22 protein-coding genes and 1 pseudogene are annotated in these 21,488 nt (G+C 70.8%); 2 read left to right on the top strand and 21 right to left on the bottom strand.

Features of this window, described 5'->3' with window-relative positions; genetic code table 11:
• Window positions 1–4 precede the first annotated feature (4 nt).
• The 4 genes from gap to ADK54_RS48765 all read right to left on the bottom strand — a co-directional run bounded on the left by gap (window position 5) and on the right by ADK54_RS48765 (window position 2,972).
• Entirely contained in the window at window positions 5–1,018 is a 1,014-nt protein-coding gene (gene gap, locus ADK54_RS10595) for a type I glyceraldehyde-3-phosphate dehydrogenase (protein ID WP_053725320.1), read from the bottom strand.
• A gap of 47 nt (window positions 1,019–1,065) precedes the next feature.
• Window positions 1,066–1,941, bottom strand: a complete 876-nt coding sequence (locus ADK54_RS10590) for a universal stress protein (protein WP_053725319.1) — start codon at window positions 1,939–1,941, stop codon at window positions 1,066–1,068.
• Window positions 1,942–2,071: 130 nt separating this feature from the next.
• Window positions 2,072–2,581 (bottom strand): flavodoxin domain-containing protein, encoded by a 510-nt coding sequence (locus ADK54_RS10585; RefSeq protein WP_053725318.1) that lies wholly within the window; start codon window positions 2,579–2,581, stop codon window positions 2,072–2,074.
• Between the two features lie 28 nt (window positions 2,582–2,609).
• Complete coding sequence (locus ADK54_RS48765) at window positions 2,610–2,972, bottom strand: universal stress protein (protein WP_053725317.1); 363 nt, start codon at window positions 2,970–2,972, stop codon at window positions 2,610–2,612.
• 282 nt (window positions 2,973–3,254) lie between these two features.
• Here ADK54_RS48765 and ADK54_RS10575 point away from each other — a divergent pair, with 282 nt between their 5' ends.
• Window positions 3,255–4,127, top strand: a complete 873-nt coding sequence (locus ADK54_RS10575) for a universal stress protein (protein WP_053725316.1) — start codon at window positions 3,255–3,257, stop codon at window positions 4,125–4,127.
• Window positions 4,128–4,139: 12 nt separating this feature from the next.
• On the opposite strand, the gene ppk2 is transcribed toward ADK54_RS10575, so the two are convergent.
• The gene (ppk2, locus tag ADK54_RS10570; protein WP_053725315.1) at window positions 4,140–4,988 is read right to left on the bottom strand and encodes a polyphosphate kinase 2; all 849 of its coding nucleotides are present in this window, start codon (window positions 4,986–4,988) and stop codon (window positions 4,140–4,142) included.
• A gap of 406 nt (window positions 4,989–5,394) precedes the next feature.
• On the opposite strand from ppk2, the gene ADK54_RS10565 reads away from it, so the two are divergent.
• The gene (locus ADK54_RS10565) at window positions 5,395–7,107 is read left to right on the top strand and encodes a GAF domain-containing protein (RefSeq protein WP_053725314.1); all 1,713 of its coding nucleotides are present in this window, start codon (window positions 5,395–5,397) and stop codon (window positions 7,105–7,107) included.
• A gap of 10 nt (window positions 7,108–7,117) precedes the next feature.
• Here the strand turns inward: ADK54_RS10565 and ADK54_RS10560 are convergent, their stop codons facing one another.
• The 16 genes and pseudogenes from ADK54_RS10560 to ADK54_RS10485 form a co-directional block, all read right to left on the bottom strand.
• Entirely contained in the window at window positions 7,118–7,810 is a 693-nt protein-coding gene (locus tag ADK54_RS10560; RefSeq protein WP_053725313.1) for a response regulator, read from the bottom strand.
• Between the two features lie 93 nt (window positions 7,811–7,903).
• Complete coding sequence (hypE, locus tag ADK54_RS10555; protein WP_053725312.1) at window positions 7,904–8,941, bottom strand: hydrogenase expression/formation protein HypE; 1,038 nt, start codon at window positions 8,939–8,941, stop codon at window positions 7,904–7,906.
• Window positions 8,938–10,038 carry a hydrogenase formation protein HypD gene (gene hypD / locus ADK54_RS10550; RefSeq protein WP_053725311.1) on the bottom strand — a complete coding sequence of 367 codons (1,101 nt, stop codon included), beginning with the start codon at window positions 10,036–10,038 and terminating at the stop codon, window positions 8,938–8,940. The genes hypE and hypD overlap by 4 nt, the downstream gene beginning before the upstream one ends.
• Window positions 10,035–10,685 (bottom strand): CBS domain-containing protein, encoded by a 651-nt coding sequence (locus ADK54_RS10545; protein WP_053725310.1) that lies wholly within the window; start codon window positions 10,683–10,685, stop codon window positions 10,035–10,037. Before ADK54_RS10545 ends, hypD begins: the two co-directional genes overlap by 4 nt.
• 19 nt (window positions 10,686–10,704) lie before the next feature.
• Entirely contained in the window at window positions 10,705–12,045 is a 1,341-nt protein-coding gene (locus ADK54_RS10540) for a Ni/Fe hydrogenase subunit alpha (RefSeq protein WP_053725309.1), read from the bottom strand.
• A complete protein-coding gene (locus ADK54_RS10535; protein ID WP_053725308.1) occupies window positions 12,042–12,800 on the bottom strand; it encodes an oxidoreductase in 759 nt (252 codons plus the stop codon). The genes ADK54_RS10540 and ADK54_RS10535 overlap by 4 nt, the downstream gene beginning before the upstream one ends.
• A gap of 1 nt (window position 12,801) precedes the next feature.
• Window positions 12,802–13,608: an FAD/NAD(P)-binding protein gene (locus ADK54_RS10530; protein WP_053725307.1), complete on the bottom strand. Its 807-nt coding sequence runs from the start codon at window positions 13,606–13,608 to the stop codon at window positions 12,802–12,804.
• Window positions 13,605–14,069, bottom strand: coding sequence for a Crp/Fnr family transcriptional regulator (locus tag ADK54_RS10525; protein ID WP_053725306.1), 465 nt, complete (start codon window positions 14,067–14,069; stop codon window positions 13,605–13,607). The genes ADK54_RS10530 and ADK54_RS10525 overlap by 4 nt, the downstream gene beginning before the upstream one ends.
• Window positions 14,066–15,193, bottom strand: coding sequence for a 4Fe-4S dicluster domain-containing protein (locus ADK54_RS10520; RefSeq protein WP_053725305.1), 1,128 nt, complete (start codon window positions 15,191–15,193; stop codon window positions 14,066–14,068). Before ADK54_RS10520 ends, ADK54_RS10525 begins: the two co-directional genes overlap by 4 nt.
• Window positions 15,194–15,297: 104 nt before the next feature.
• Window positions 15,298–15,900 (bottom strand): hypothetical protein, encoded by a 603-nt coding sequence (locus ADK54_RS10515; protein WP_063801944.1) that lies wholly within the window; start codon window positions 15,898–15,900, stop codon window positions 15,298–15,300.
• Window positions 15,881–16,408, bottom strand: a complete 528-nt coding sequence (locus ADK54_RS10510; RefSeq protein WP_053725303.1) for a flavodoxin domain-containing protein — start codon at window positions 16,406–16,408, stop codon at window positions 15,881–15,883. The genes ADK54_RS10515 and ADK54_RS10510 overlap by 20 nt, the downstream gene beginning before the upstream one ends.
• Before the next feature lie 6 nt (window positions 16,409–16,414).
• Window positions 16,415–16,675, bottom strand: coding sequence for an SHOCT domain-containing protein (locus ADK54_RS10505; protein ID WP_053725302.1), 261 nt, complete (start codon window positions 16,673–16,675; stop codon window positions 16,415–16,417).
• A gap of 11 nt (window positions 16,676–16,686) precedes the next feature.
• Complete coding sequence (locus ADK54_RS10500) at window positions 16,687–17,418, bottom strand: CBS domain-containing protein (protein ID WP_053725301.1); 732 nt, start codon at window positions 17,416–17,418, stop codon at window positions 16,687–16,689.
• 13 nt (window positions 17,419–17,431) lie between these two features.
• The gene (locus ADK54_RS10495) at window positions 17,432–20,125 is read right to left on the bottom strand and encodes a bifunctional GNAT family N-acetyltransferase/acetate--CoA ligase family protein (RefSeq protein ID WP_053725300.1); all 2,694 of its coding nucleotides are present in this window, start codon (window positions 20,123–20,125) and stop codon (window positions 17,432–17,434) included.
• Window positions 20,126–20,235: 110 nt separating this feature from the next.
• On the bottom strand, window positions 20,236–20,502 hold the full coding sequence (locus tag ADK54_RS10490; protein WP_053725299.1) for a HypC/HybG/HupF family hydrogenase formation chaperone: 267 nt from the start codon (window positions 20,500–20,502) through the stop codon (window positions 20,236–20,238).
• Between the two features lie 5 nt (window positions 20,503–20,507).
• A pseudogene (locus ADK54_RS10485) lies at window positions 20,508–21,488 on the bottom strand (carbamoyltransferase HypF); the annotation flags it as partial.

The following is a 21,488-nucleotide window of genomic DNA, read 5'->3' as shown; positions in this document are numbered from 1 at the left end:
GGAATCACAGTCGCTCGGCGACGTAGCCGGTGAGGTCGAGCAGCCGGTTGCTGTAGCCCCACTCGTTGTCGTACCAGCCGAAGACCTTGACCAGATCGCCGTGCGCCTGGGTGAGACCGGGGTCAAAGAGGCACGAGGCGGGATCTCCGATGACGTCCCGGGAGACGATCGGTGCGTCGGCGACCCTCAGGATGCCGTTCAGCTGCCCCTGTGCCGCCTCGGCGAATGCGGCATTGACCTCGTCGGCGGTGGTCTCGCGGCGCAGCACCACCGTGAGGTCGGTCAGCGAGCCGTCCTCGACCGGGACGCGCACCGCCAGGCCGTCGAGCACTCCGTCGAGTTCCGGCACGACCGCTCCGACCGCACGAGCGGCGCCCGTACTGGTGGGAATGATGCTGAGCGCGGCCGACCGGGCCCGGCGCAGATCCTTGTGCGGGCTGTCCAGGAGCGCTTGGTCGTTGGTGTAGCCGTGGATGGTCGTCATCGTACCTTTGGCGATGCCGAACCGCTCGTGCAGCACGACAGCCATGGGCACCACACAGTTGGTGGTGCAGGAGGCGGCGGAGATCACATGGTGTTGCAGCGCGTCGTATGTGTGCTCGTTGACACCCATCACCACCGTGAGGTCGGCCTCCCTGCCGGGCGCCGAGAGCAGCACTTTCCGAGCCCCGTTCTTGAGGTGGAGTGCCGCGTGGCGACGGTCCCGGAAGCGGCCCGACGACTCGATGACCACGTCGACCTGCTGGGCGCCCCAGTCCAGCGCGGCGGGGTCGCGTTCCGTGGTGACGGCGATGCGTCGGCCGTCGACGGTGAGCGAGGCGCTGTCGTGCTCGACGTGGTGCCGGAGCCTGCCGTAGGTGGAGTCGTACGTGAGGAGATGGGCCAGGGTGCTGGGTGCGGTGATGTCGTTCACGGCCACCACTTCCACGCCGGTGGTGTCGCTGCCGCGCTCCAGCAGAGCGCGCAGGTAGTTGCGGCCTACGCGGCCGAATCCGTTGATGCCCACTCGCACCGTCATGGAGCGCTCCTTCATCTCGTACCGGGCTGGTCACATGGGGGCTTCGGTCAGTCGTGCTGCGGCACGATCGCCACCGGGCAGTCGGCGTGGTGCAGCAGGGCGTGGGCGACGCGTCCGAGCTGGAGGCCGACGTGGCTGTGGTGGCGATGTGCGCCGAGGACCAGGAGGTCGGCGGTGACACTGAGGTCCCGCAGCACCTTGTGGGCCGGGCCCTCGACGACGCTGCGGGCCAAATGGACTTCGGGGTGGTCGGCCGCGGCCGCCTTGAGGGCCGTGTCGAGCAGAGCCGACGCCCGGGCTTCGTACTCCGCGGAGAATTCCGCTGCCGGCACGGGGTGGGCCCGGGCATCCTGTGCCGGACAGCGCCATGCGGACACGGCTTCAACGGGACAGTGCCGTGCCTCGGCCTCGCGGAAGGCGAACCGTACCGACGCCAGGTCCGGCCCGGGGTCCGCGACTCCGAGCAGTACGCGCCCATGGCCGCCGGCGCGACTCGTCTCGCCGCCCCGCACCACGACGACGGGGCAGTGTGCGCGGGCCGCCATCGCCAGGCTCACCGAGCCGAGCAGGAGTTCGGCGAGCGGGCCGCGACCGCGCGAGCCCGTGATCAGAGCCGTCGCGTTGCGCGCCTCGCGCAGCAGGGCGGGCTCGGCCTCCTCGGGCAGCACGGACGTCGATACCTTGACATCCGGATTGCGCCGCAGGGCACGTTCGGCCGCGGCCCCCATGATGCCCTCGCTGGAATCGTCCTTCGTCGGAACCCCGAGGTCATACGTGTAGGAGGCGCCTTCGTAGCGCTCCCAGAGTGAGGCGTACAGCAGCCTCAGCGGGAGTCCGCGCAGACTTGCCTCGTCCACGGCCCAGTCGACTGCCTGAAGGCTCGAATCCGAGCCGTCGATGCCCACGATCAGGGGCAGGTCCATGCTCCCCACCGCCTTTCAGCTCGCTTGCCGGAAGGGGCCTGGGCACCACGGTGGTGCGTCCTCGCGGCGGGGAACAGGGGCCGAGCCGGCCCTGGTTGGGGCCGTTCGGCCCCCTCGGGCAGGCCCGCTGTCAGACGCGGGACAAGTCCTTGGAAACCCGGTCCGTCCAGGCGTCGATCGCGTCCCAGTCGCGGAAATCGCCGTATCGGCAGCCCATCAGCCGGAAGAGGATGCGACCGCGGGCCGAGAGCTGGTCAGGGGTGATGACGCCCGACATCAACAGGTGGCTGCGGTAGGGCAGTTGACCCGGTAGGCCCTGAGCGATGAGCGGTTCCTCCTTGCGGGCGAGTCGCCGCCACGGCCCGTGCAGCGCCCCGGGCATCCCGACGCTGAAGAGCCAGACAGGGCGGAAGCAGAGCAGTGTGCTGTTGCGGCGGACGAAGTCCTTCGCCTCGGGCAGCCACGCCTGGCCGTGGACCGCGCTGCCGAGCACGAACGCCTCGTACCCGTTGAGGCGCCCGACCTTGGTCATGGCCCGCACATCGGCCTTGATGCCGGCCTCGCCGAGCCGGGCACCGATGTGCTCGGCGATCTCTCGGGTGGAGCCGTGCGCGGTCGCGTAGCCCACCAGGATGTTCATGACCTCACCTCACCTCGCCGGAATCCGGTCAGTCGTGTGCGATCACGGGGACGGGGCACCGGACGTGGTGGATCGCCGCGGGTGCGACGCGTCCCAGGTGGCCCCCGGCTGTCGGGTGAGGTGCCTCGCGCCCGATGACCAACGACTGCGGGACCCTGAGTTCGGGCAGGGCAGTCGATTCGGCCGGCTCGGGCGAGCCCTCCCAGGCGTGGACCAGGCGCAGGGGCAGTCCGCGCCGCAGTGCCTCCCTCGCCGCCCAGTCGGCTGCGGCAACACTTTCACGCGATCCGTCCAGGCCCACAACGATCGGCTGGAGCATCAGGCCCACCTCCTCCGATTCCAGCGTGGTGCGGCGCCCGGCCGGCGAGTAGGTGCCGGTGGGTCCCGGCACGGGGCCGTGTGGGTCCTTCTACGGCGCCGGGGGAAGCCGGTCGGCACCTTCGTTGGCCCGTACGGCCCACTGCCTGTGTCGGCTGTCAGGAGTTTCATGGGAGTGGCACAATCCCGCGCCGAGCCCAAGGCCGCGGGGCGTGCGCGTCGGCGGCCGGGTGAGCGGGAAGCGGTTATCGAGGAGCGGCACTACATCGGCGGTCACGACGACCATCAGCGGTATCGCGGCTGGCCAGAACGGGTCTCAGCCCCGTGCCCCCACGTTCCGGAAGGAGACAGAGCCATGGAGCAATCACTGGTCGTCGGAGTGGACGGTTCCGAGGAGAGCCTGCGGGCGGTGGACTGGGCGGCCGACGAAGCCGCCCTGCGTGGCCTGCCGCTACGGCTCGTGTACGCCTCGCTGTGGGAGCACTACGAAGGTGCGGCTTACGTCTACAGCTCGCCGAACGCATCTGACCGGGCGCTGGCCGATGCCATCCTCGACGCGGCGGGGGAGCGGGCGCACCGCCGCAATCACGGCGTGCGGACGACCGCCGCCGTCCTCCCGCAGGAGCCGACCGATGCGCTGCTGCGCGAGAGCGACGGCGCCGCGGCCGTGATCGTCGGCTCGCGCGGCCGGGGCAGCATCAAAGGGATGCTGCTCGGGTCGGTCGGCCTGGGCGTCGCTTCCTGGGCGCGCTGCCCGGTGGTCGTCGTGCGGGGCGACCGATCGGCCGTCGACGGCAGGCACGAACGCATCCTGCTCGGGGTGGGCCATCCCGACAGGAACTCGACCGCGGTCGAGTTCGCCTTCCGGGAAGCCGGGACCAGGGGCAGTGCCCTGGACGCCGTGCACGCCTGGCGGAGCCCCGTACGCCGACGCACCGCCCCGGCGGCAGCGGACAAAGCTGCGGGAGACACTCCCGAGGGCACGGCGGCAGCAGAACTCGACGAGGCACTGCGCGCGGCCCGGATTGGGCACCCTGATGTGCCGGTCCGGCCCGATACCGTCGAAGGCCCTACGCACAGGGTGCTGGTGGACCGGTCGGCGGCGGCCGATCTCCTGGTCGTGGGAGCACGCCGGAACAAGGGCCTCGGGCTTCAGCTGAGCCGCACCTGTCACGCGGTGCTGCATCATGCCGCCTGCCCGGTGGCCGTGGTGCCGCAGCGGGTTTGACCCGTGATTGCGTCACGCCCTGAGCGACGCGGCGTGATCAGGGACGTAGCTCTGCAGGTCTCTCGGCGGCCGCTGGTAGCCCGTGTTCGGCGGCCGCCGGGGCAGCTCCAGTGCCGCACTCGGAACTGTGCGGTACGCAATCGTCGAGAGCAGGTGGGCGATCATGTTGATACGGGCAGCGCGCTTGTCGTCGCTCTCGACGACGAACCATGGAGCCTCGGCGATGTCCGTATGGACGAACATGTCGTCCTTCGCGCGCGAATAGGCCTCCCACCGGCTGATCGACTCCATGTCGATGGTGGAGAGCTTCCACCGTCGGGTGGGGTCCTCCAGACGCCGCCGGAACCGCTCCTCCTGGACGGAGTCGCTCACCGAGAACCAGTACTTCCGCAGCAGGATCCCGTCCTCCACCAGCATGCGCTCGAAGACCGGGCACTGGCGCAGGAACCGCTGGTGCTCCTGGCCCGTACAGAAGCCCATGACGTGCTCGACCCCGGCCCGGTTGTACCAGCTGCGGTCGAACAGCACGATCTCGCCACCGGCCGGTAGGTGCTGGACGTAGCGCTGGAAGTACCACTGGGTGCGCTCCCGCTCGGTCGGCGTCGGCAGGGCGACGATGCGGGCCACGCGCGGATTGAGGTGTTCCGCCACGCGCTTGATCGTGCTTCCCTTGCCCGCCGCGTCCCGCCCCTCGAAGACGACGACCAGGCGGGCCCGCTCCGCGCGCACCCATTCCTGAAGCCTCACGAGTTCCGTCTGCAAGCGGTACAGCTCCGCCTCGTACAGAGCTTTGGGCAGCTCCGATGCTGCGTCCCTTGCCCCGGAGCCCGGCTTCGCCTTCCTGCTGCTCTTTCCGGCCATGTCGGGCCTCCCGTCGGCATCGTCCTGGCTCAGGTTGCGGCACGGAGCGGTACGCGGTACAGCCCCTGGCGGATCCGGCATGGAGGACATGCGGACTCCATCTTCCCGCCATGGCGGCCGCACCGCAGGGCGGCACCGTCTCCGCTGGGAGGCCCTCCCGGTCTTCGGCCGACGGCAGCGTGCGGGTCCGGCGCCGGTCCGGTTGTCGCAAGGCGAACGAACCCTCCCCCCCGCTCTCGTTCGCCGCGGCCGGGACCGACATGTGCCGACCAGGTCCGACAGACGGCTGAACGGCCCGAGTGTTTCCCGGCCGTACTCGCCGTGAGAAGGGTGCTCCGACTCTGCCCGCCGCTACCGTGAGCTTGACGGTGTATTTGTCCTGCTCGAACCAGGTGGGGACGGATCCATGCATGAAGGAGAGCGGAACAGTGCCGCCGGTCAGCTGGGCAGGCTCCGGCTGGACGAGCTGCTCGACGAGCTTCAGGTACGCATCAATGCCGTACGTGGTACTCGCGACCGGCTGCACAGCCTGCTCGAAGCGGTGCTCTCGGTGGGGCGTGAGTTGGATCTGCCGCAGGTGCTGCGGGGGATCGTCGAGGCTGCGGTGGTGCTCGTGGACGCCGAGTACGGGGCACTCGGTGTGATCGGGCAGGGGGAGAAGCTGTCGGAGTTCCTGCCGGTGGGGATCGACGACGAGTTGCGGGCCCAGATCGGTGATCTGCCGTCCGGGCACGGCCTGTTGGGCGAACTGATCCGGCATCCCGACGCACTTCGGTTGCCGGAACTGTCCGAGCACCCGGCGTCGTCGGGCTTTCCGGCGCACCATCCGCCGATGCATTCCTTCCTGGGTGTCCCGATCCGCGTACGCGACGAGGTGTTCGGCAATCTCTACCTGACCGAGAAGCGCGGGGGAGCCGAGTTCGACGAAGAGGACGAGTCGGTGCTTGCCACCCTGGCGGTGGCGGCCGGTGTGGCCATCGAGAACGCCCGGCTCTACGCGGAGGCCCGGCTGCGGGAGCAATGGCTCGCGGCCAGCGCCGAGTTCACCGCCGGACTGCTGTCCGGCATGCCCGAGGCACGGGTGCTGGAAGTGATGGTCGAGCGGGCAAAGGAGATCACCTCGGCCGAATTGGGCCTCGTCGACCTGGTGGAGGAGGGCTCGGACGAGCTGCGCGGCGTCCTTGCGCTGGGGAAGCGGGCCGAGGCGCACCGAGGCCTGCGAGTGCCGCGTGCGGGGACGCTGGCGGGGGTCGCGCTGACCGGGCAGGGGCTCGTCACGGCGGAGGACGTCAGCAGCGATCCGAGGGTGACCTACCAGCCCGAACGGTGGAAGGGGATGGGGCCGGCCGTCGCGGTGCCGATGGGAGAGCGCGGCGTGTTGCTTCTCGCGCGTGGGTCTGGGCGGCCGCCGTTCAGCAGCGCGGAGACGGCTCCGCTGCCCGGGTTCGCGGGACAGGCGGCGCTCGCACTGGAACTGGCTGACCGGCGGCGTGACGCCGAGCAGGTCAGCCTGTTGGAGGACCGGGACCGGATCGCCCGGGACCTGCACGACCTCGCCATTCAGCGTCTGTTCGCGACCGGCATGACGCTGCAGAGCGCGCAGCGGTTCGTCGACCATCCGGAAGCGGGCGAACGGCTGGCTCGGGCGGTCGACGACCTCGACGAGACCATCAAGATCATCCGTTCGACCATCTTCGGGCTGCGGGCGCACGAGGCGAAGGAGCCCGGCTCCGGGCTGCGGGTGCGGGCGGTGCGGGTGGTCGAGGGGGCTGTGACCGCCCTCGGATTCACCCCGTCCCTTCGGATGGAGGGACTGCTCGACACCGACGTACCACGGGCGCTGGCGGACGAGGTGCTCGCCGTTCTCGGCGAGGCGCTGACCAACACGGCCCGTCATGCGCGGGCTTCGCGGGCTGACGTCTCCCTGGTGGTGCGCAAGGGGGCGCTGACGGTCGGCGTTGTGGACAACGGCGTCGGCATCGCCGAAGGCGGACGACGCAGCGGGCTCCGCAACCTCGCCGAACGTGCGCAGCTACTGGGCGGGGAGCTCACCACGGGGGCGGGGCCCGAGGGCGGCACACGGTTGGAGTGGGAGGTCCCGTTGTCCGGGTTGAAGTGATGGGGTGGGGTCAACGCTCCTCGTCGGCCGGCCGGTTGAACTGCGTGGCGAGTACCGCTGCCTGAATACGGCGTTCCACCCCGAGCTTCGCCAGCAGCCGGGAGATGTGGTTCTTCACGGTCTTCTCGGACAGGTAGAGCCGCTGGCCGATCTGCCGGTTGGTCATGCCCTCGCCGATGAGGGCGAGGATTTCACGTTCGCGCTCCGACAGCCCCGCCAGCCGGGGGTCTTCGTCCGTGGCCTGCTTGTCCGGTCCGCGCAGACTGCTCATCAGGCGGGCAGTGGTGGCCGGGTCGAGCATGGACTGGCCGGACGCCACCGTCCGTACGGCCTCGATCAGGTCGGAGCCCTTGATCAGTTTGAGGACGTAGCCAGCGGCCCCCGCCATGATGGCGTCGAGCAGGGCGTCGTCGTCGTCGAACGACGTCAGCATCAGACAGGCCAGTTCCGGCACCCTGGAGCGCAGCTCGCGGCAGACGGTGATGCCGTCGCTGTCGGGCAGGCGGATGTCGAGGATGGCGACGTCCGGGCGCAGCGCGGGGCCGCGGACCAGCGCCTGTTCGCTCGTGTCGGCCTCGCCGACCACTTCGATGTCGGGCTCGGCGTCGAGCAGGTCGTGCACTCCGCGGCGCACGACCTCGTGGTCGTCGAGGAGGAAGACCCGGATCGGGTGCTGCGGAGAGAAGGTCCGTGCGTCGCTCACGTCGATGTCCCCTGACTGTCGGTGGCCCCGGCTTGAGAGTGCCCGTTGTGCGGGCCGGTGCGACAGGGGCCGAACGGCCCCATTGATCGCCGCTCAGCAGATGCGCGGGAGTTGCTCACCCAGCGGCATGTCCACCACCCGCCGGGCGCCGACCAGCGTGCGCAGGACGACCCGGCCCGCGGGGCCGTCGACGGCTTCCCCGATTCGTACCGCCTCCGAGCCCTCGGGCAGTGAGCGCATCGCGGCGAGCACCCCGTCGGCGGTCTCGGGCGAGACGAAGGCCACCAGGCAGCCCTCGTTGGCGACGATCAGGGGGTCCAGGCCGAGGAGATCGCAGGCCGCGGCGACCGCGGGCGGCACTGGCAGCGTGTTCTCGTCGATCTCCACGCCGATCGACGAGTCCCGGGCGATCTCGTTGAGCGAGGCGGCGAGACCGCCGCGGGTGGGGTCGCGCAGCGTGTGGACGTGGGTGCCGTACGGGGCGAGGGCGGCGACGAGCCGGTGCAGGGGGCGGGTGTCGGAGGCGATGTCCGCCTCGAAGCCGAGCCCCTCGCGGGTGGAGAGTACAGCGGTCCCGTGCAGTCCGATGGGCCCCGACAGCAGGACCGCGTCGCCCGCACGGGCGCGTGATGCGGACGGGCTGAGGCCGTGGATGCGGCGGCCGATGCCGGTCGTGTTGAGGAACAGCCGGTCGGCCGCGCCGTGCCCCACCACCTTGGTGTCACCCGTGATGAAGGGCACACCCACCTCGCGCGCGGCCTTGCCCGCCGAGCCGAGCAGGGAGCGCAGTTCGGCCAGGGGCAGCCCTTCCTCGGCGATCACGGAGAGCGTGAGGGCGACGGGAAGCGTGCCGCGCATCGCGAGGTCGTTCACCGTCCCGTGGACGGCGAGCGAGCCGATGTCGCCGCCAGGAAAGGCGAGCGGACTGACCACGAACGAGTCCGTGGTGACGGCGAGTTCGGGCAGTCCTGGCAGGAGTGCCGCGTCCTCCAAGGGGCCGGCGGGCGGGCCACCCAGCGCGGGAAGAACCAGTGTTTCCAGGAGTTCGGCGGTGAGCCGGCCGCCTGCACCGTGGCCCATCAGCACCAGCTCGTCCTCGCGGTGGGGGACGGGGCAGTTCGGCGTTGTCATGCCGGGTTCCTCCTCGTACGGCCTGCGGAGTGGAAGGCGGCGCACGTGCCCTCCGTCGACACCATCGGGGCACCCAGTGGCGTGCGAGGCGTGCAGCGTCCGCCGTACGCGGTGCAGTCGGTGGGCAGCCGCGCGCCGGTCAGGACGGCGCCCGCGATGCACTCGGGGTCCTCGATCGAATGGAGCGTGTCGACCCGGAAGCGGCGTGCCGCGTCGAACTGCATGTACTCGGGGGCGAGTTCGAGCCCGCTGGCGGGCAGCGTGCCGACGCCGCGCCAGGCCCGGTCGGTGACCTGGAAGACGTTCGTGATGACGGACTGCGCCTCGGTGTTGCCGACGCGGTGTACGGCACGTACGTACTGGTTCTCGACCTCGGACCGGCCCTCTTCGAGCTGCCGTACGGCCATCAGGATGCCCTCCAGGAGGTCGAGCGGCTCGAAGCCGGTGACCACGATCGGTACGTGGTACCGGTGCGCGATGGGCTCGTACTCCTGCCAGCCCATCACCGCGCACACGTGTCCGGCGGCGAGGAACGCCTCCACTGCGCAGTCGGGCGAGTCGAGAAGGGCCGTCATCGCGGGCGGCACGAGGACGTGGCTGACCAGCATCGAGAAGTTCGCGAGACCCAGGTGCGCGGCGTGCCGCACCGCCAGCGCGTTGGCGGGAGCGGTGGTCTCGAACCCGACGGCGAGGAACACCACTTCGTGATCGGGGTGCGCGTCGGCTATGCGGACCGCGTCCATGGGGGAGTAGACCACCCGCACGTCGCAGCCCCGGGCCCGCAGCGCGAGGAGATCGGTCCGCGTGCCGGGGACGCGCAGCATGTCGCCGAAGCTGGTCAGGATCACACCGGGCTGGGCGGCGATGGCCATCGCCCGGTCGAGGGTCTCCAGCGGGGTGACACATACCGGGCAGCCGGGGCCGTGGATCATGCGGATTCCGGCGGGCAGGAGTTCGTCGATGCCCTGGCGCACGAGCGTGTGGGTCTGGCCGCCGCACACCTCCATGATGTGCCAGGGGTGTGCGGCGGTACGGCGCAACTCGTCCAGGAGCTGCCGGGCGAGCACGGGATCGCGGTACTCGTCGAGATACTTCATCGCGGCGTTGCGGCCGGTGCCGTGAGGTCCATGCGCACGTCCACGACCCCTTCGACCGCGTGGGCCAGCCTGACGGCCACGGGTGCCAGGGCCCGGTCGCGCGTCGGCCCGCTGAAGGTGACCACGCCGTCCTGCACGGAGGCGGACACCGCCTGGCCGGGGAAGAGCACCGCGACGACCGTGCGGTTCACCTCGGCGGCGAGCTCGGTGTCGGGGCGCAGGAACACCTTGAGCAGATCGCTCCGGCTCACCACGCCCTCAAGGATCCCGACCCGGTCGACGACGGGCAGCCGCTTCACCTTGCGCAGGGCCATGATCCGGGCGGCCTGGGCGAGCGTGGTGTCGGCATGCACCGAGATGGCCGGAGCGGACATCAACTCGCCCGCCGTCACAGCTCCGGCCTTGGCCACGTCGGACAGCCGGTGCAGCGGCAGGAGCCCCGGGTCGCTGTCGCGGAACTCCTCCTTTGGCAGCAGGTCAGCCTCGGAGATGACTCCGATCACCCGGCCCTCACCCTCCAGCACGGGCACGGAACTGACCCTCCACTGCCTCATCAGCTCGACGATCTCCTTGAACGCGGCATCGCGGCCGACGGAGACGACGGTATGGGTCATCACGTCGCTCACGGTGTGCGGAGAACTGATCATGGCGGGCCTCCTCGTGGACTCAGATGCTGTGAGTGCGCTCGACGGTGAGGTCGAGGAAGTGGGTGGAACAGGAGATGCACGGGTCGTGATTGCGGATCGCACGCTCGCAGAGGGCGGTCAACTCGGCGTCGTCCAAGTCGAGTTGAGCGATCGCCTCCTGCGCCATGCGCCGGAGGTCGGCCTCGATGGCACCCTGGTTCTGCGCGGTGGGCGGAACGAGCCGAGCGTCGGTCACCGTGCCTTCGGCGTCGAGGGCGTACCGGTGGTAGAGGAGTCCGCGCGGGGCCTCCGTCGCACCGTGGCCCGTGGCAGCCATCGGAGGGACATCCGCGTACGGGTGCTCCGGCGGCTGGTACGTCCCGATGATCCGCAGCGCCTCGTCGACCGCGTAGACGACCTCGACGGCCCGGACGAGAATCGAGCGGTACGGATTGCGGCAGACGGCACCTTCGTACGGGTCGCCGAGCCCGGCCGTGCGGGCGGCCTCGACCGCGGTGCGAGACAGCCAACGGCCGTTGATCGCGAACCGGGCCAGGGAACCGGTGAGATGGCAGCGCCCGTCGAGCGTCGAGTACAGGGCAGTGGAGTGCGGCAGGTGCTCCTCGCGAACCCGGTCCAGGAAGGTGTGGAGCGGGAAGGTGGTCAGAGTTCCGTCGGGCCGCAGGACGGCCGGGGTGCCGGTCTCGATGGCGTATGTCCCAGGGGCTGCCAGCGCGAAGAGATCGGCGTCCGTCTCGGCGTCCGGGAAGTCGAATCCGGCCACCCAGCGGACCGTCTCCCAGGCATCTTCGAGTGCCCTCTTCAACTGGGCTTGCAGGGGCTTCAGTTCAGTGGTGGTCGGGGTGCGGTGGAAGCCGCCGACGCGGACGTTGACGGGGTGGATCGCGCGGCCGCCGAGGAGTTCGAGGATCGCGTTGCCCGCCTGCTTCAGCCGCAGGCCCCGCTCGACGTGACCGCGTGCCGTACGGGCGAGTTCGATGGCGCTGCCGCAGCCCAGGAAGTCGGGGGCGTGCAGCAGGTAGATGTGCAGGGTCTGGCTCTCGATCCACTCGCCGCAGTACAGCAGCCTGCGCAGTTCCCGGATGGCCGGGTCGACCGTCACGCCGCAGGCGTCCTCGATGGCCGCGCAGGCGCTCATCTGGTAGGCGACCGGACAGATCCCGCACACCCGGGCCGTGATGTCCGGTGGCTCGGTGTGTGCGCGGCCGCGCAGGAATGCCTCGAAGAACCGAGGCGGTTCGTAGATCTGCAGTTGTGCCCGGGTCACGGTCCCGTCGTGGACGCTCAGGTGCAGGGCGCCCTCGCCCTCGACGCGGGAGAGCGAGCCGACGTGCAGGACACGGGAACCTCGATGGGTCACGACCGGGCCTCCTTGTCGAACGCCGCCACGTTGAAGGTGTGCAGGAAGCGTTCGGTGTCCCGGTCGCCCATGCCGTCGCGGTGCAGCAGCGGGATGAGGGCGGGCAGGTTGGTGGAGCCCGACGGGCCGAAGCAGCCGTAGCAACCCCGCCCGTACGAGGGGCAGATAGCTCCGCACCCCGAGTGAGTGACGGGACCGAGGCAGGGGGTGCCATGGGCGACGGTCACGCAGACCGTGCCGCGCCGCTTGCACTCGAAGCAGACGCTGTTGTTGGGGACGTCGGGCTTGCGGCCGCTGAGGAACGCGGTGATCACTTCCAGGAGCTGGCGGCGGTCTATCGGGCAGCCGCGCAGCTCGAAGTCGACATCGACGTGGTCGGAGACCGGGGTGGAGGTGGCGAGAGTGTCGATGTAGTCGGGGCGGGCGTAGACGGTGCGTCGGTACTCGTCGACATCGGCGAAGTTGCGCAGGGCCTGGATGCCGCCGGCGGTCGCGCAGGCCCCGATCGTCACCAGGTGGCGAGCGGCGGCACGGATCGTACGGATCCGGGTCGCATCGCCGGGCGTGGTGACCGAGCCTTCGACGAGCGCGAGATCGTAGGGCCCCGGGCGCACGGTGCTGGAGGCTTCCAGGAAGTGCGCGATCTCCACCTGCCCGGCGAGGGTCAGGAGTTCGTCTTCGCAGTCGAGGAGGGTGAGCTGGCACCCGTCGCAGGAGGCGAGCTTGAAAACCGCGAGGGTGGGGATCCCGGGCATCTCACAACTCCCTTGTGTAGAGCAGGGGTTCAGCCTGCTTCCAGTCGACGACGGGGCCGTCCCGGCAGAGCAGTAGCGGGCCGAGCTGGCAGTGTCCGCAGTGCCCGGTCGCGCAGCGCATGTTGCGTTCGAGGGAAACCCTGATGCGGTCGGCGGGCACTCCGCGGTGCGCCAGGTCGCGGGCCGTCGCGCGGATCATCGGTTCGGGGCCGCAGATGAACGCGGTGGTGTTGGCGGGTCTGCAGTGGACCTGGTTCAGGAGTTTGGTGACGACTCCGATCCGCCCGGCCCAGTGGTCGTCCGGCCGGTCGACCGTCACGCCGGTGAAAGCCGTCGGCCACTTCCCGGTCTCGTTCTTCGCCATCAGATCCGCGGGAGTGCGCGCGCCGATCAGCACATTGAGATGGCCGTACCGTCCGGCGTCCGCGACTGCGTCCCGGATCAGAGGGCGCAGCGGGGCCAGTCCGATGCCGCCGGCGACCACGAGCAGGTCCTGGCCGACGGCCTTGTCCAGCTCCCACCCCGTGCCGTAGGGACCGCGCAGACCCAGCACGTCGCCGACTCGCGCGGCGTACAGCCCGTCGGAGACGGCGCCCACGTTGCGTACCGTGTGCGCGAGCCCGCCATTCGTGGGGATCGAACTGACCGAGACCGGTATCTCTCCCCGCCCGAACACCCACACCATGGCGAACTGGCCCGGGACGAAGACGGGCAGCGACTCGCCCACCGGCTCCAGGCGGAGCGTGACCGTGTCGGGGGTCTCCGGCCAGCGGACGACGACCCGGTACGGAACCGGTACGGCGGTCATCCCCTGGCCCCGGACCCGCTGCCGTAGGGCGCGTACAGGTCGAGGAGGCGGATGCGCGCGGCGTGCAGCCGATGGGCGAGGACCCGGCCGACCCAGTGGCCGACCGTCGCGCCGAGCGCCGGGTCGTCCGCGCACATCATGCGTACCGCCAGGGCGTCGAACTCGTGCGCCCGCACGGGGCTCTGGGCCTCCGCCCCCAACTGCCACAGATATGGCGGGAACAGCCAGGACCAGCCGACCAGTTCACCGCGGCCAAGGTTCTCGATCACGGGAGAGCGGCGGCCCGGCACGTGCATGTCGAGGCCGACCGTCCCCGTGCGGACGATCCAGAACCGGTCGGCGTGGCCGCCTTCCTCGAAGATTCGGGTACCGGCAGGGAATGCCACTTCGCGCGCGATCCGCATCAACCGGTCCCGGTGCTCGGCCGGGAGCGAGACCCACATGGCTGTCGAGGTGCTCATCGCTCGGCCTCCTCCTTGAGAGCGGTGACCTCTTCGGTGATGTCGATGCCGACGGGGCACCAGACGATGCAGCGGCCGCAGCCGACGCATCCGGAGCTGTTGAACTGGTCGTGCCAGGTGCCGAGTTTGTGGGTGAGCCACTGCCGGTAGCGGCTGCGCCCCGAGGCGCGCACCGGCCCGCCGTGGAGGTGGGAGAAGTCGAGGTCGAAGCAGGAGTCCCAGCGCTGCCAGCGCTCGGCGTGGTCGCCGGTGAGGTCGGTGACCTCCTCGGTGGTGGTGCAGAAGCACGTGGGGCAGACCATGGTGCAGTTGCCGCAAGTCAGGCAGCGGGAGGCGACGTCGTCCCATCGCTCGGCGGTCAGGCTCGCGCCCATCAGGGCGTGCAGGTCCACCGGTGGCATGGAGCGCCCCATCTTGTCGACGGCCCCGGCTACGGCCTCCCGGGCGGCGCCGGCGATGGCCGTGTCGGCCTCCCGACTCGGCAGCGCGTCCAGGAGCGTGGCGCCCTCCTCACTGCCGACCCGCACGAGGAAGCGGTGTCCCGAGTCGTCGACGACCTCGGTCAGCGCGAGATCGAAACCGGAATCCGCCCCAGGACCTGTGCCCATCGACACACAGAAGCAAGTGGCCCCGGGCTCCGTGCACTCGACCGCAATGAGGAACGCCCCCCTCCGGCGTTCCTCATAGCCCGTGTCCTGGAAGTGGCCGCCGGCCAACACCCGGTCCTGGATCGCGATGGCCCGCAGGTCGCAGGGCCGGACCCCCAGGAACGCGTACGAGGGCGGGAGCGGGCGCTCGGCCCGAACGGTAACCTCCCCTTCCGCCGAGCGGTCCGCGCTCCACAGCTTCTCCCGCTGGGGATGCAGGAAGTTCTTCCAGGACTGCGGCCCCGCGGAGTGGGCGAAGGCGGCCCCGTCCTCGCGGCGGCGCAGCCGGTAGTGCCCGGCTTCCAGCTCCACGCCCCAGCCGTAGGGGAGTTGCTCGGCGGAATCGAGCTCGCCAAGCACGATCGCGCCGTCGCGGACGGTGGGGCCAACGACGGTGCGGCCGCCGGCCACCAGTGCCGCGACCAGCGCCTCAAGGCCCTGCCGGTCGAGGACTGCCGTGGCTCCGGTGGTGGTCATCTGCGTCCTCCTTCGTCCAGCGGCGTTCGCCGCGTCCAGCTTCGAGGAGAAGTGGGCGCCGGGGCAGGGGCCGACTGGCCCTGTCATGGGCCGGTCGGACTGGCTCAGTGGTCGCGCAGGTCCCACTGGGGGCCGGTCACGGCCCAGTCGCGCTCCCACTCGGCCATGCGGTGACGCAGGGCCGCGGACCGTACAGTCCCCCAGACAGCTCCAACTGCCAGACCAGCAACGGCCGTTGAGATGCCCCCGACCCCCATGGCCTGTGCCCAGCTGTCACTGCTGCTCCGTGGAGCGGTGGTGGTCCTGTCGTGGGCGTCCACCCAGATCTCGGCGGGGCTGCCGCTCCTGGTGCCCTCCGGCAACTTCACCTTGCCCGTAACGGTCCGGCCGTCCTCGGTCGTCCAGCGCACGGCCACGGGGGAGACCTGGCGGGCCGCGACTCCGTCGGTCGACGCCGGAGCGGTGGGGACGTCCTCCAATACGGTGGCCCGGACGAGGTGGCGCGCAGCGCGCTGCTGGGAGGCTGTCGCCTGCGCCTGGTCATAGATGGTCAGCCCGGCCAGCGAACCGGCCAGCGGTGCGCCGATGAACAGCGCGCCGCCCAGCACGAGTCCGGTCCATGCCTCGATCGTGTCCGACCTGCGGCGCAGCGGATTGCGGCGCCACCGCCACCGCCGCACTTTCGTCCTACTCTGTACGTTCTTCACGGCGCCGCACCCCCTCGCCCGCGAGTTCGCCGGCGATCCCCGAGGCCCACGCGGCGGTCTGCTCGAAGTCGCGGAAGTCGCCGCCCTTGCCGGACCTGACGATCATCCGGGCGATGCGGCCGTTCGCGGTGTCGTCCAGGCGGCCGCCGAAGGTCGTGTGCCCCCTGGCACCCAGACGGTCCGCGACGCGGCGCACCCCGGGTACGGGAGGAATGTCCCGCTCGGCGGCCGACCGGTCCAGCGGCCCGCTGCTGAACAGCCAGAGCGAACGGTCCTTCAGCGCGCGGCGGTGGCGGCGCGCGAAGCGCCGCGCGTCCCGGTGCCAGCGGTTCGCATAGAGCCCACCGCCGATGACCACCGCGCCGTAAGGGCTGATGTCCCGCACATCTGCCGCCCGCCGTACGTCGACCACGAGTCCCTCCTTGCGGAGGACGTCACCGATAGACTGGGCGATCTCTTGAGTGGAGCCGTACTTCGTGCCGTACACGACGAGCGCGAGCTCCGCCATCTCAACTCACCTGTCCTTTCCCGAAGGCTTGACGTCTTGAAGGACCGCGAGCCGCCTGCGGTACTCCTCGTCGTCGATCTCGCCGCGGGCGAAGCGTTCGGCGAGCAGTTGCTCAGCTGCCGGGGTCCGGTCCCGGTGCATGTCGCTGCCCCTGCGGAACAGGGCGATCGCGACCGCGGCCACCAGCACCATGAGGACCAGCAGGGTCAGACCCACGGCCGTGTAGCCCCAGCCGTCCATGTCCATGCCATTCCAGTAGTGACGCATGACTCATCCCTTCACAGCTTGCGCAGCCATTCCTCGGTGACGCCGTGCAAGGCCTGTTCGGTGGGGTGAATGCGGGAGTCGTCCAGGTGGTAGGTGAGTTTGTCGAGTACTGCCACGACCCCGTCGACCTGGCGCGTCATGTTCACCGCGATCGGTACTTCGCTGCGGCGCTCCAGCTTCCCGTCGAGGGTCACGACGCCGTCCGCCACGGAGACCGTGATGGTCTGCGGTGACAGCCACAGGGTGTTGACCAGCACCTCGGCGATCACCTCGCGGCGGATCTCTTCGTCCGTGCGGAGGAAGATCTGGAGCAGGTCGCGGCGGGTGACGATGCCGACCAGGCGGTCCTCGTCGTCGAGCACGGGCAGCCGCTCCACCTTGTGCCTGGCCATGCAGCGGGCGGCCTCGGCGATGGTGTTCTCGGCGTGGACACAGACGGGCGGCCGCGACATCAGCTGCCCCGCCGTACGGGCCTGGGCCTTGGCCCGAGCCCTGCGGGCCGCAGGGCTCAGCCGGGGTGGCCAGAAGCGGCGCCTGCGCGCGCTCGGCCGGGGTGCTTCGGCCTCGCGGACCAGGAGATCCGTCTCGGAGATCACCCCGATCACGTTGTCGTCGGCGTCGACCACCGGCAGGCCGCTGATGCGGTGCTGGGCGAGGAGCTGGGCCACCTCCTTGAAGGGGGTGGCGAAGCGGGCGGCGACCACCTCGGTGGTCATCACGGAGCCGACCTTGCTGTGCTTCATCTCTGTCTCCTCCTCAGCGGAGTCGCCGCAGATAGGGGTTGTCGGCCTTGCGCGGCAGCAGCCGTACGCGGACGTCGAGTGCGGTGACACCGCCGGGCCGCGCCAGTACGGGGTTGAAGTCGGCCTCGGCCAGCTGGGGCAGATCGCAGGCCATCCGCGAAAGACGCAGCAGCAGCTGTTCGAGGCCTTCGAGGTCGACCGGTCCGTTGCCGCCCTGCCCGAACAGCAGCGGGGCGCAGCGCGGGGCCGTGATCAGGTCGTGCACGTCGAGATCGGTGAGCGGGGCGAGGCACGCGGCCTGGTCGGCCAGCACCTCGGTGGCCGTGCCGCCGAGACCGAACAGAACCAGAGGCCCGAAGACTTCGTCCTGGACGACCCCGGCGAAGAGCTCGATGCCGCGCTGGGCGAGCGGCTGGACGACCACGCCGGTCAGCAGACCGGCGAACCGGGTCTCGAAGTCCCGGTAGGCGGCGCGTACTTGTGTATCGCCGCGCAGATCGAGATGGACCGCGTACTGCTCGGTCTTGTGCAGCAGGCCCGGCCAGTGGGCCTTGAGGACGGTCAGGCCGTCCGGGCCCTTGAGCCGCTCAGCCGCGAAGACCGCGTCGTCCTCCGTCTCGACCCAGGCCCAGGGGAGTTGAGGGATGTCGTAGCAGGCGAGCAGGGCCGCGCACTCGCGTGGTGCGAGCCAGCCGCCGTCGGGGTGGTCGGCCAGGAACGTGTCGACGAGTGCCCGTGCGGTGTCGGTTTCGATTCCGTCGAGTTCCCGGACAGTGCCGGGCGGCCTGGCCAGCCAGCGGCCGCGGTCCACGGCGTGGGCCAGCGCGCGGGCCGCGGACTGCGGGTCGGCGTAGGCGGGGACCGCGCCGCCGTCCTCGGTGGGCAGCAGTTTGACGGGCAGGTCCTGGCCGAGGCGTACCGCGGCGACCGTTCGGGTGCGGCGCCCGGGGGCACGGTAAAGGGCCCGGGTGAGGTCGTCGCCGGTCGCCGCGGCGACCGCGGTGGGTACGAGTACGACCAGGACGGCGTCGATGCGGGAGTGCCTGACGAGGCGGTCCACGCACTGGCCGAGCTGGTCCTCGGAGACTGCTGCGGTGGTGTCGACGGGGTTCCCCGCGGTCGCTCCCTCGGGGAGAGCCGCCAGCAGGTCGCCCATCGTGTCGGCGCCGAGTGGGGGCAGGACGAGTCCGGCTTCGGCGCAGGCGTCCGCCGCCAGTACGCCCGCGCCTCCCGCGTTGGTCACGACGGCGACACGGTTCCCCGCCGGAAGCGGCTGGGCGTGCAACAGGGCCGCGGCTTCGAGGAGTTCGGCGATCGTGCGGGTGGCGGTGATGCCGGCCTGGGCGAACAGGGCCTGCCGGGTCATGGTCCGGGTCGCCGCCGCCGCGGTGTGCGAGGCGGCAGCGCGCCGGCCTGTTTCCGTGCGGCCCGCGTCCACGGTGAGCACCGGCATCCGCCGGGCCACCCGGCGAGCGGTTCGGGAGAAGGCGCGTGGATTGCCGAAGGACTCCAGGTGGAGCAGGGCCAGGTCGGTCCGGCCGTCCGACTCCCACCACTGGAGCATGTCGTTGCCGCTGACGTCGTACTTGTCGCCGAGCGAGGCGAAGCTGGAGACGCCGATGCCCAGGCGGGACAAGCCGTCGAGCAGGGCGATTCCGACGCCGCCGGACTGTACGGCGACACCGGCTGTGCCCGGTCGCGGATGCCTTGCGGCGAACGTCGCGTCGAGGGAGAGGTCCTTGTCGGTGTTGGAGATCCCCAGACAGTTGGGCCCGACGAGCCGCATGCCGTACGTCCTGCAGGCGGTGAGCAGCGCGTCCGCCTGCGTGGCGTCGAGCCCGGCGGAGACGACGACCAGCGCGCGCACCCCCAGCTTGCCGCACTCTTCGGCGGTGGCCGGCAGCGCGGCGGCGGGCACCGCGAGGACCACGAGATCAGGAACGCGGGGCAGCGAGCCGATCGAGGGATATGCGGGTACTCCCAGGACCGAGGTGACGCTCGGATTGACTGCGAAGAGCCGATGGGTGAAGCCGCCGGTGCGGAGGTTGTGCAGGATCGCGCGTCCGACCGAGCCGGGCTTGCGGCCCACGCCGATCACGGCGACCGACTCCGGGCGCAGCAGCGGCCGCAGGCTCGCCACATCGGCGGTCCGGCCGCGTTCTTCGACGGCCGAGAGGTAGGTCTCGTCCTGGTCGAGCAGTACGGTGCAGCGCACCTCGGGCCCTTCGAAGTGGCGGGCCGTGTGCAGGCCGAGGTCCGCGAACACCTTCAGCATCTCGTGGTTCTCGGCGAGGGCATCGGCGGTGAACGCGGTGACCGAGGCCTCCCGTGCGGCGGACACCAGATGTTCGAGGAGCAGAGTGCCGATTCCGAGATGGTGGTGCCCGTCCGCGACGGCGATCCCGATGTCGGCGGTACCGGGCGCCTCGATGACCTCGTACTCGGCGAGCCCGATCACCTGTCCGGATGCCTCGGCGATGAGGGCCCGGTGGCCGGGTTCGGCCGGTCGACAGCAGCGGTCGGCGGCCTGCCATGCGGAGCTGCGGGCGATCGAGAAGAACCGCAGTCGCAGATTCTCGGTCGACATCTCCTCGAACATCCGCAGCACCTGGGCGTGGTCGCCGGGCTGTGCCGGCCGTATCCGTACCGTCGTGCCGTCGGTCAGCAGCGCGTGCACCGGCCGTCCAGTGGGCTCGTTGTCGGTCATCTCGGCTCCCTCTTCCGCCAGTTGACATACGCAGCATCCGCCGGGTGCCTGCCCTGCCCCAGAGGCCGCCGGGGGCAAGGACAGGGGCCGACCGGCCCCCTTCTGGGGAGTCAGCCGGTCCCGGGCAGCGGTTCGCCGAGTTCGCCCTCCACCGCCCCGGCCATGGCTCGCAGGACCTCCAAGGTCCGGCGGGCCTCGGCCTCGTCCACCTCGGTGATGGCGAAACCGACGTGCACGATGACGTACGTACCGACGGAGGCGGTGGGAGTGCAGGCGAGGCAGACCTCGCGCCGCACGCCGCCGAAGTCGACGGTCGCCATGCGCAGCCCGGCGTCTTCGTGGATCTCCGTCACCCTGCCTGGTATGCCTAGACACACGGCCCTCACCCCTTCGTGAGCCGGGCGGTGGCGATCGCGGCCTGCCCGTAGCTGATGCCGCCGTCGCCCACGGGTACGGCGCTGGGGACCAGTACCCGCAGGCCTTGCGCGCGCAGTCGCCGTCTGACCTCGGTGAGCAGCCGGCGGTTGACGAAGCAGCCGCCCGCCAGGCATACGGTGCGCGGGGCACCGTCCGCGACGGCGCGGCCGACGAGTTCGGCGGTGGCGATCGCCACGGTGAGGTGGAAGGCGGCGGCGAGACGGCTCGTCGGCTCGCCTGTGGCACGGCGCTCCAGGAGATCGGTCAGCGTCGGTGAGGTGTCGTAGACCCACATGCCGCCGGACAGGACGATGTGCAGAGCGAGTGGCCGGGCGTGCTCGTCGCCGGCAGCGGATTCCAGCGCTTGTGCCGCCTCGCCTTCGTAGCTGACGGTGTCGGCCAGGCCGAGCAGGCTTGCCGCGGCGTCGAAGAGGCGGCCGGCGCTGGAGGCGCGCGGAGTGTTGATGCCGCGGCGCACCATGGTGCGGACGGTGGACACTTCGGCCGGATCGAGGCGTTCGGTGAAGTCGTCGGTGAGCCACCGGAACGGGCGGGGCGAGCCCAGTGACTCGGCGCCGTACAGATAGCCCAGCGCCATCCGCGACGGATGGCGGACGGCTGCTTCCCCGCCCGGCAGGGGCGCGGTGGCGAAGCGGCCTGCCCGCCGGTAGTCCGTCAGGTCGCCGACGAGGATCTCCCCGCCCCACAGCGTCCCGTCGTCGCCGAGGCCGAGGCCGTCGTAGGCGACTCCTGTGAACGGGGTGCGCAGTCCGTGTTCGGCGGCGCAGGCTGCGAGGTGGGCGTGATGGTGCTGGACCGGGACGCAGGGGAGGGGCTGGCACTGGGCCCACTGGGTGGAGAGGTAGCCGGGGTGCAGATCGTGTGCGACGGCCTGCGGCTCCAGGCCGGTGAGGTGTTTGAGGTCGTGGTACGCCTGGGCGAAGGC

This window comes from Streptomyces sp. WM6378 (genome assembly GCF_001279695.1).
Classification (GTDB): Bacteria; Actinomycetota; Actinomycetes; order Streptomycetales; family Streptomycetaceae; genus Streptomyces.
This window is presented reverse-complemented; position numbering and strand designations above follow the sequence as displayed.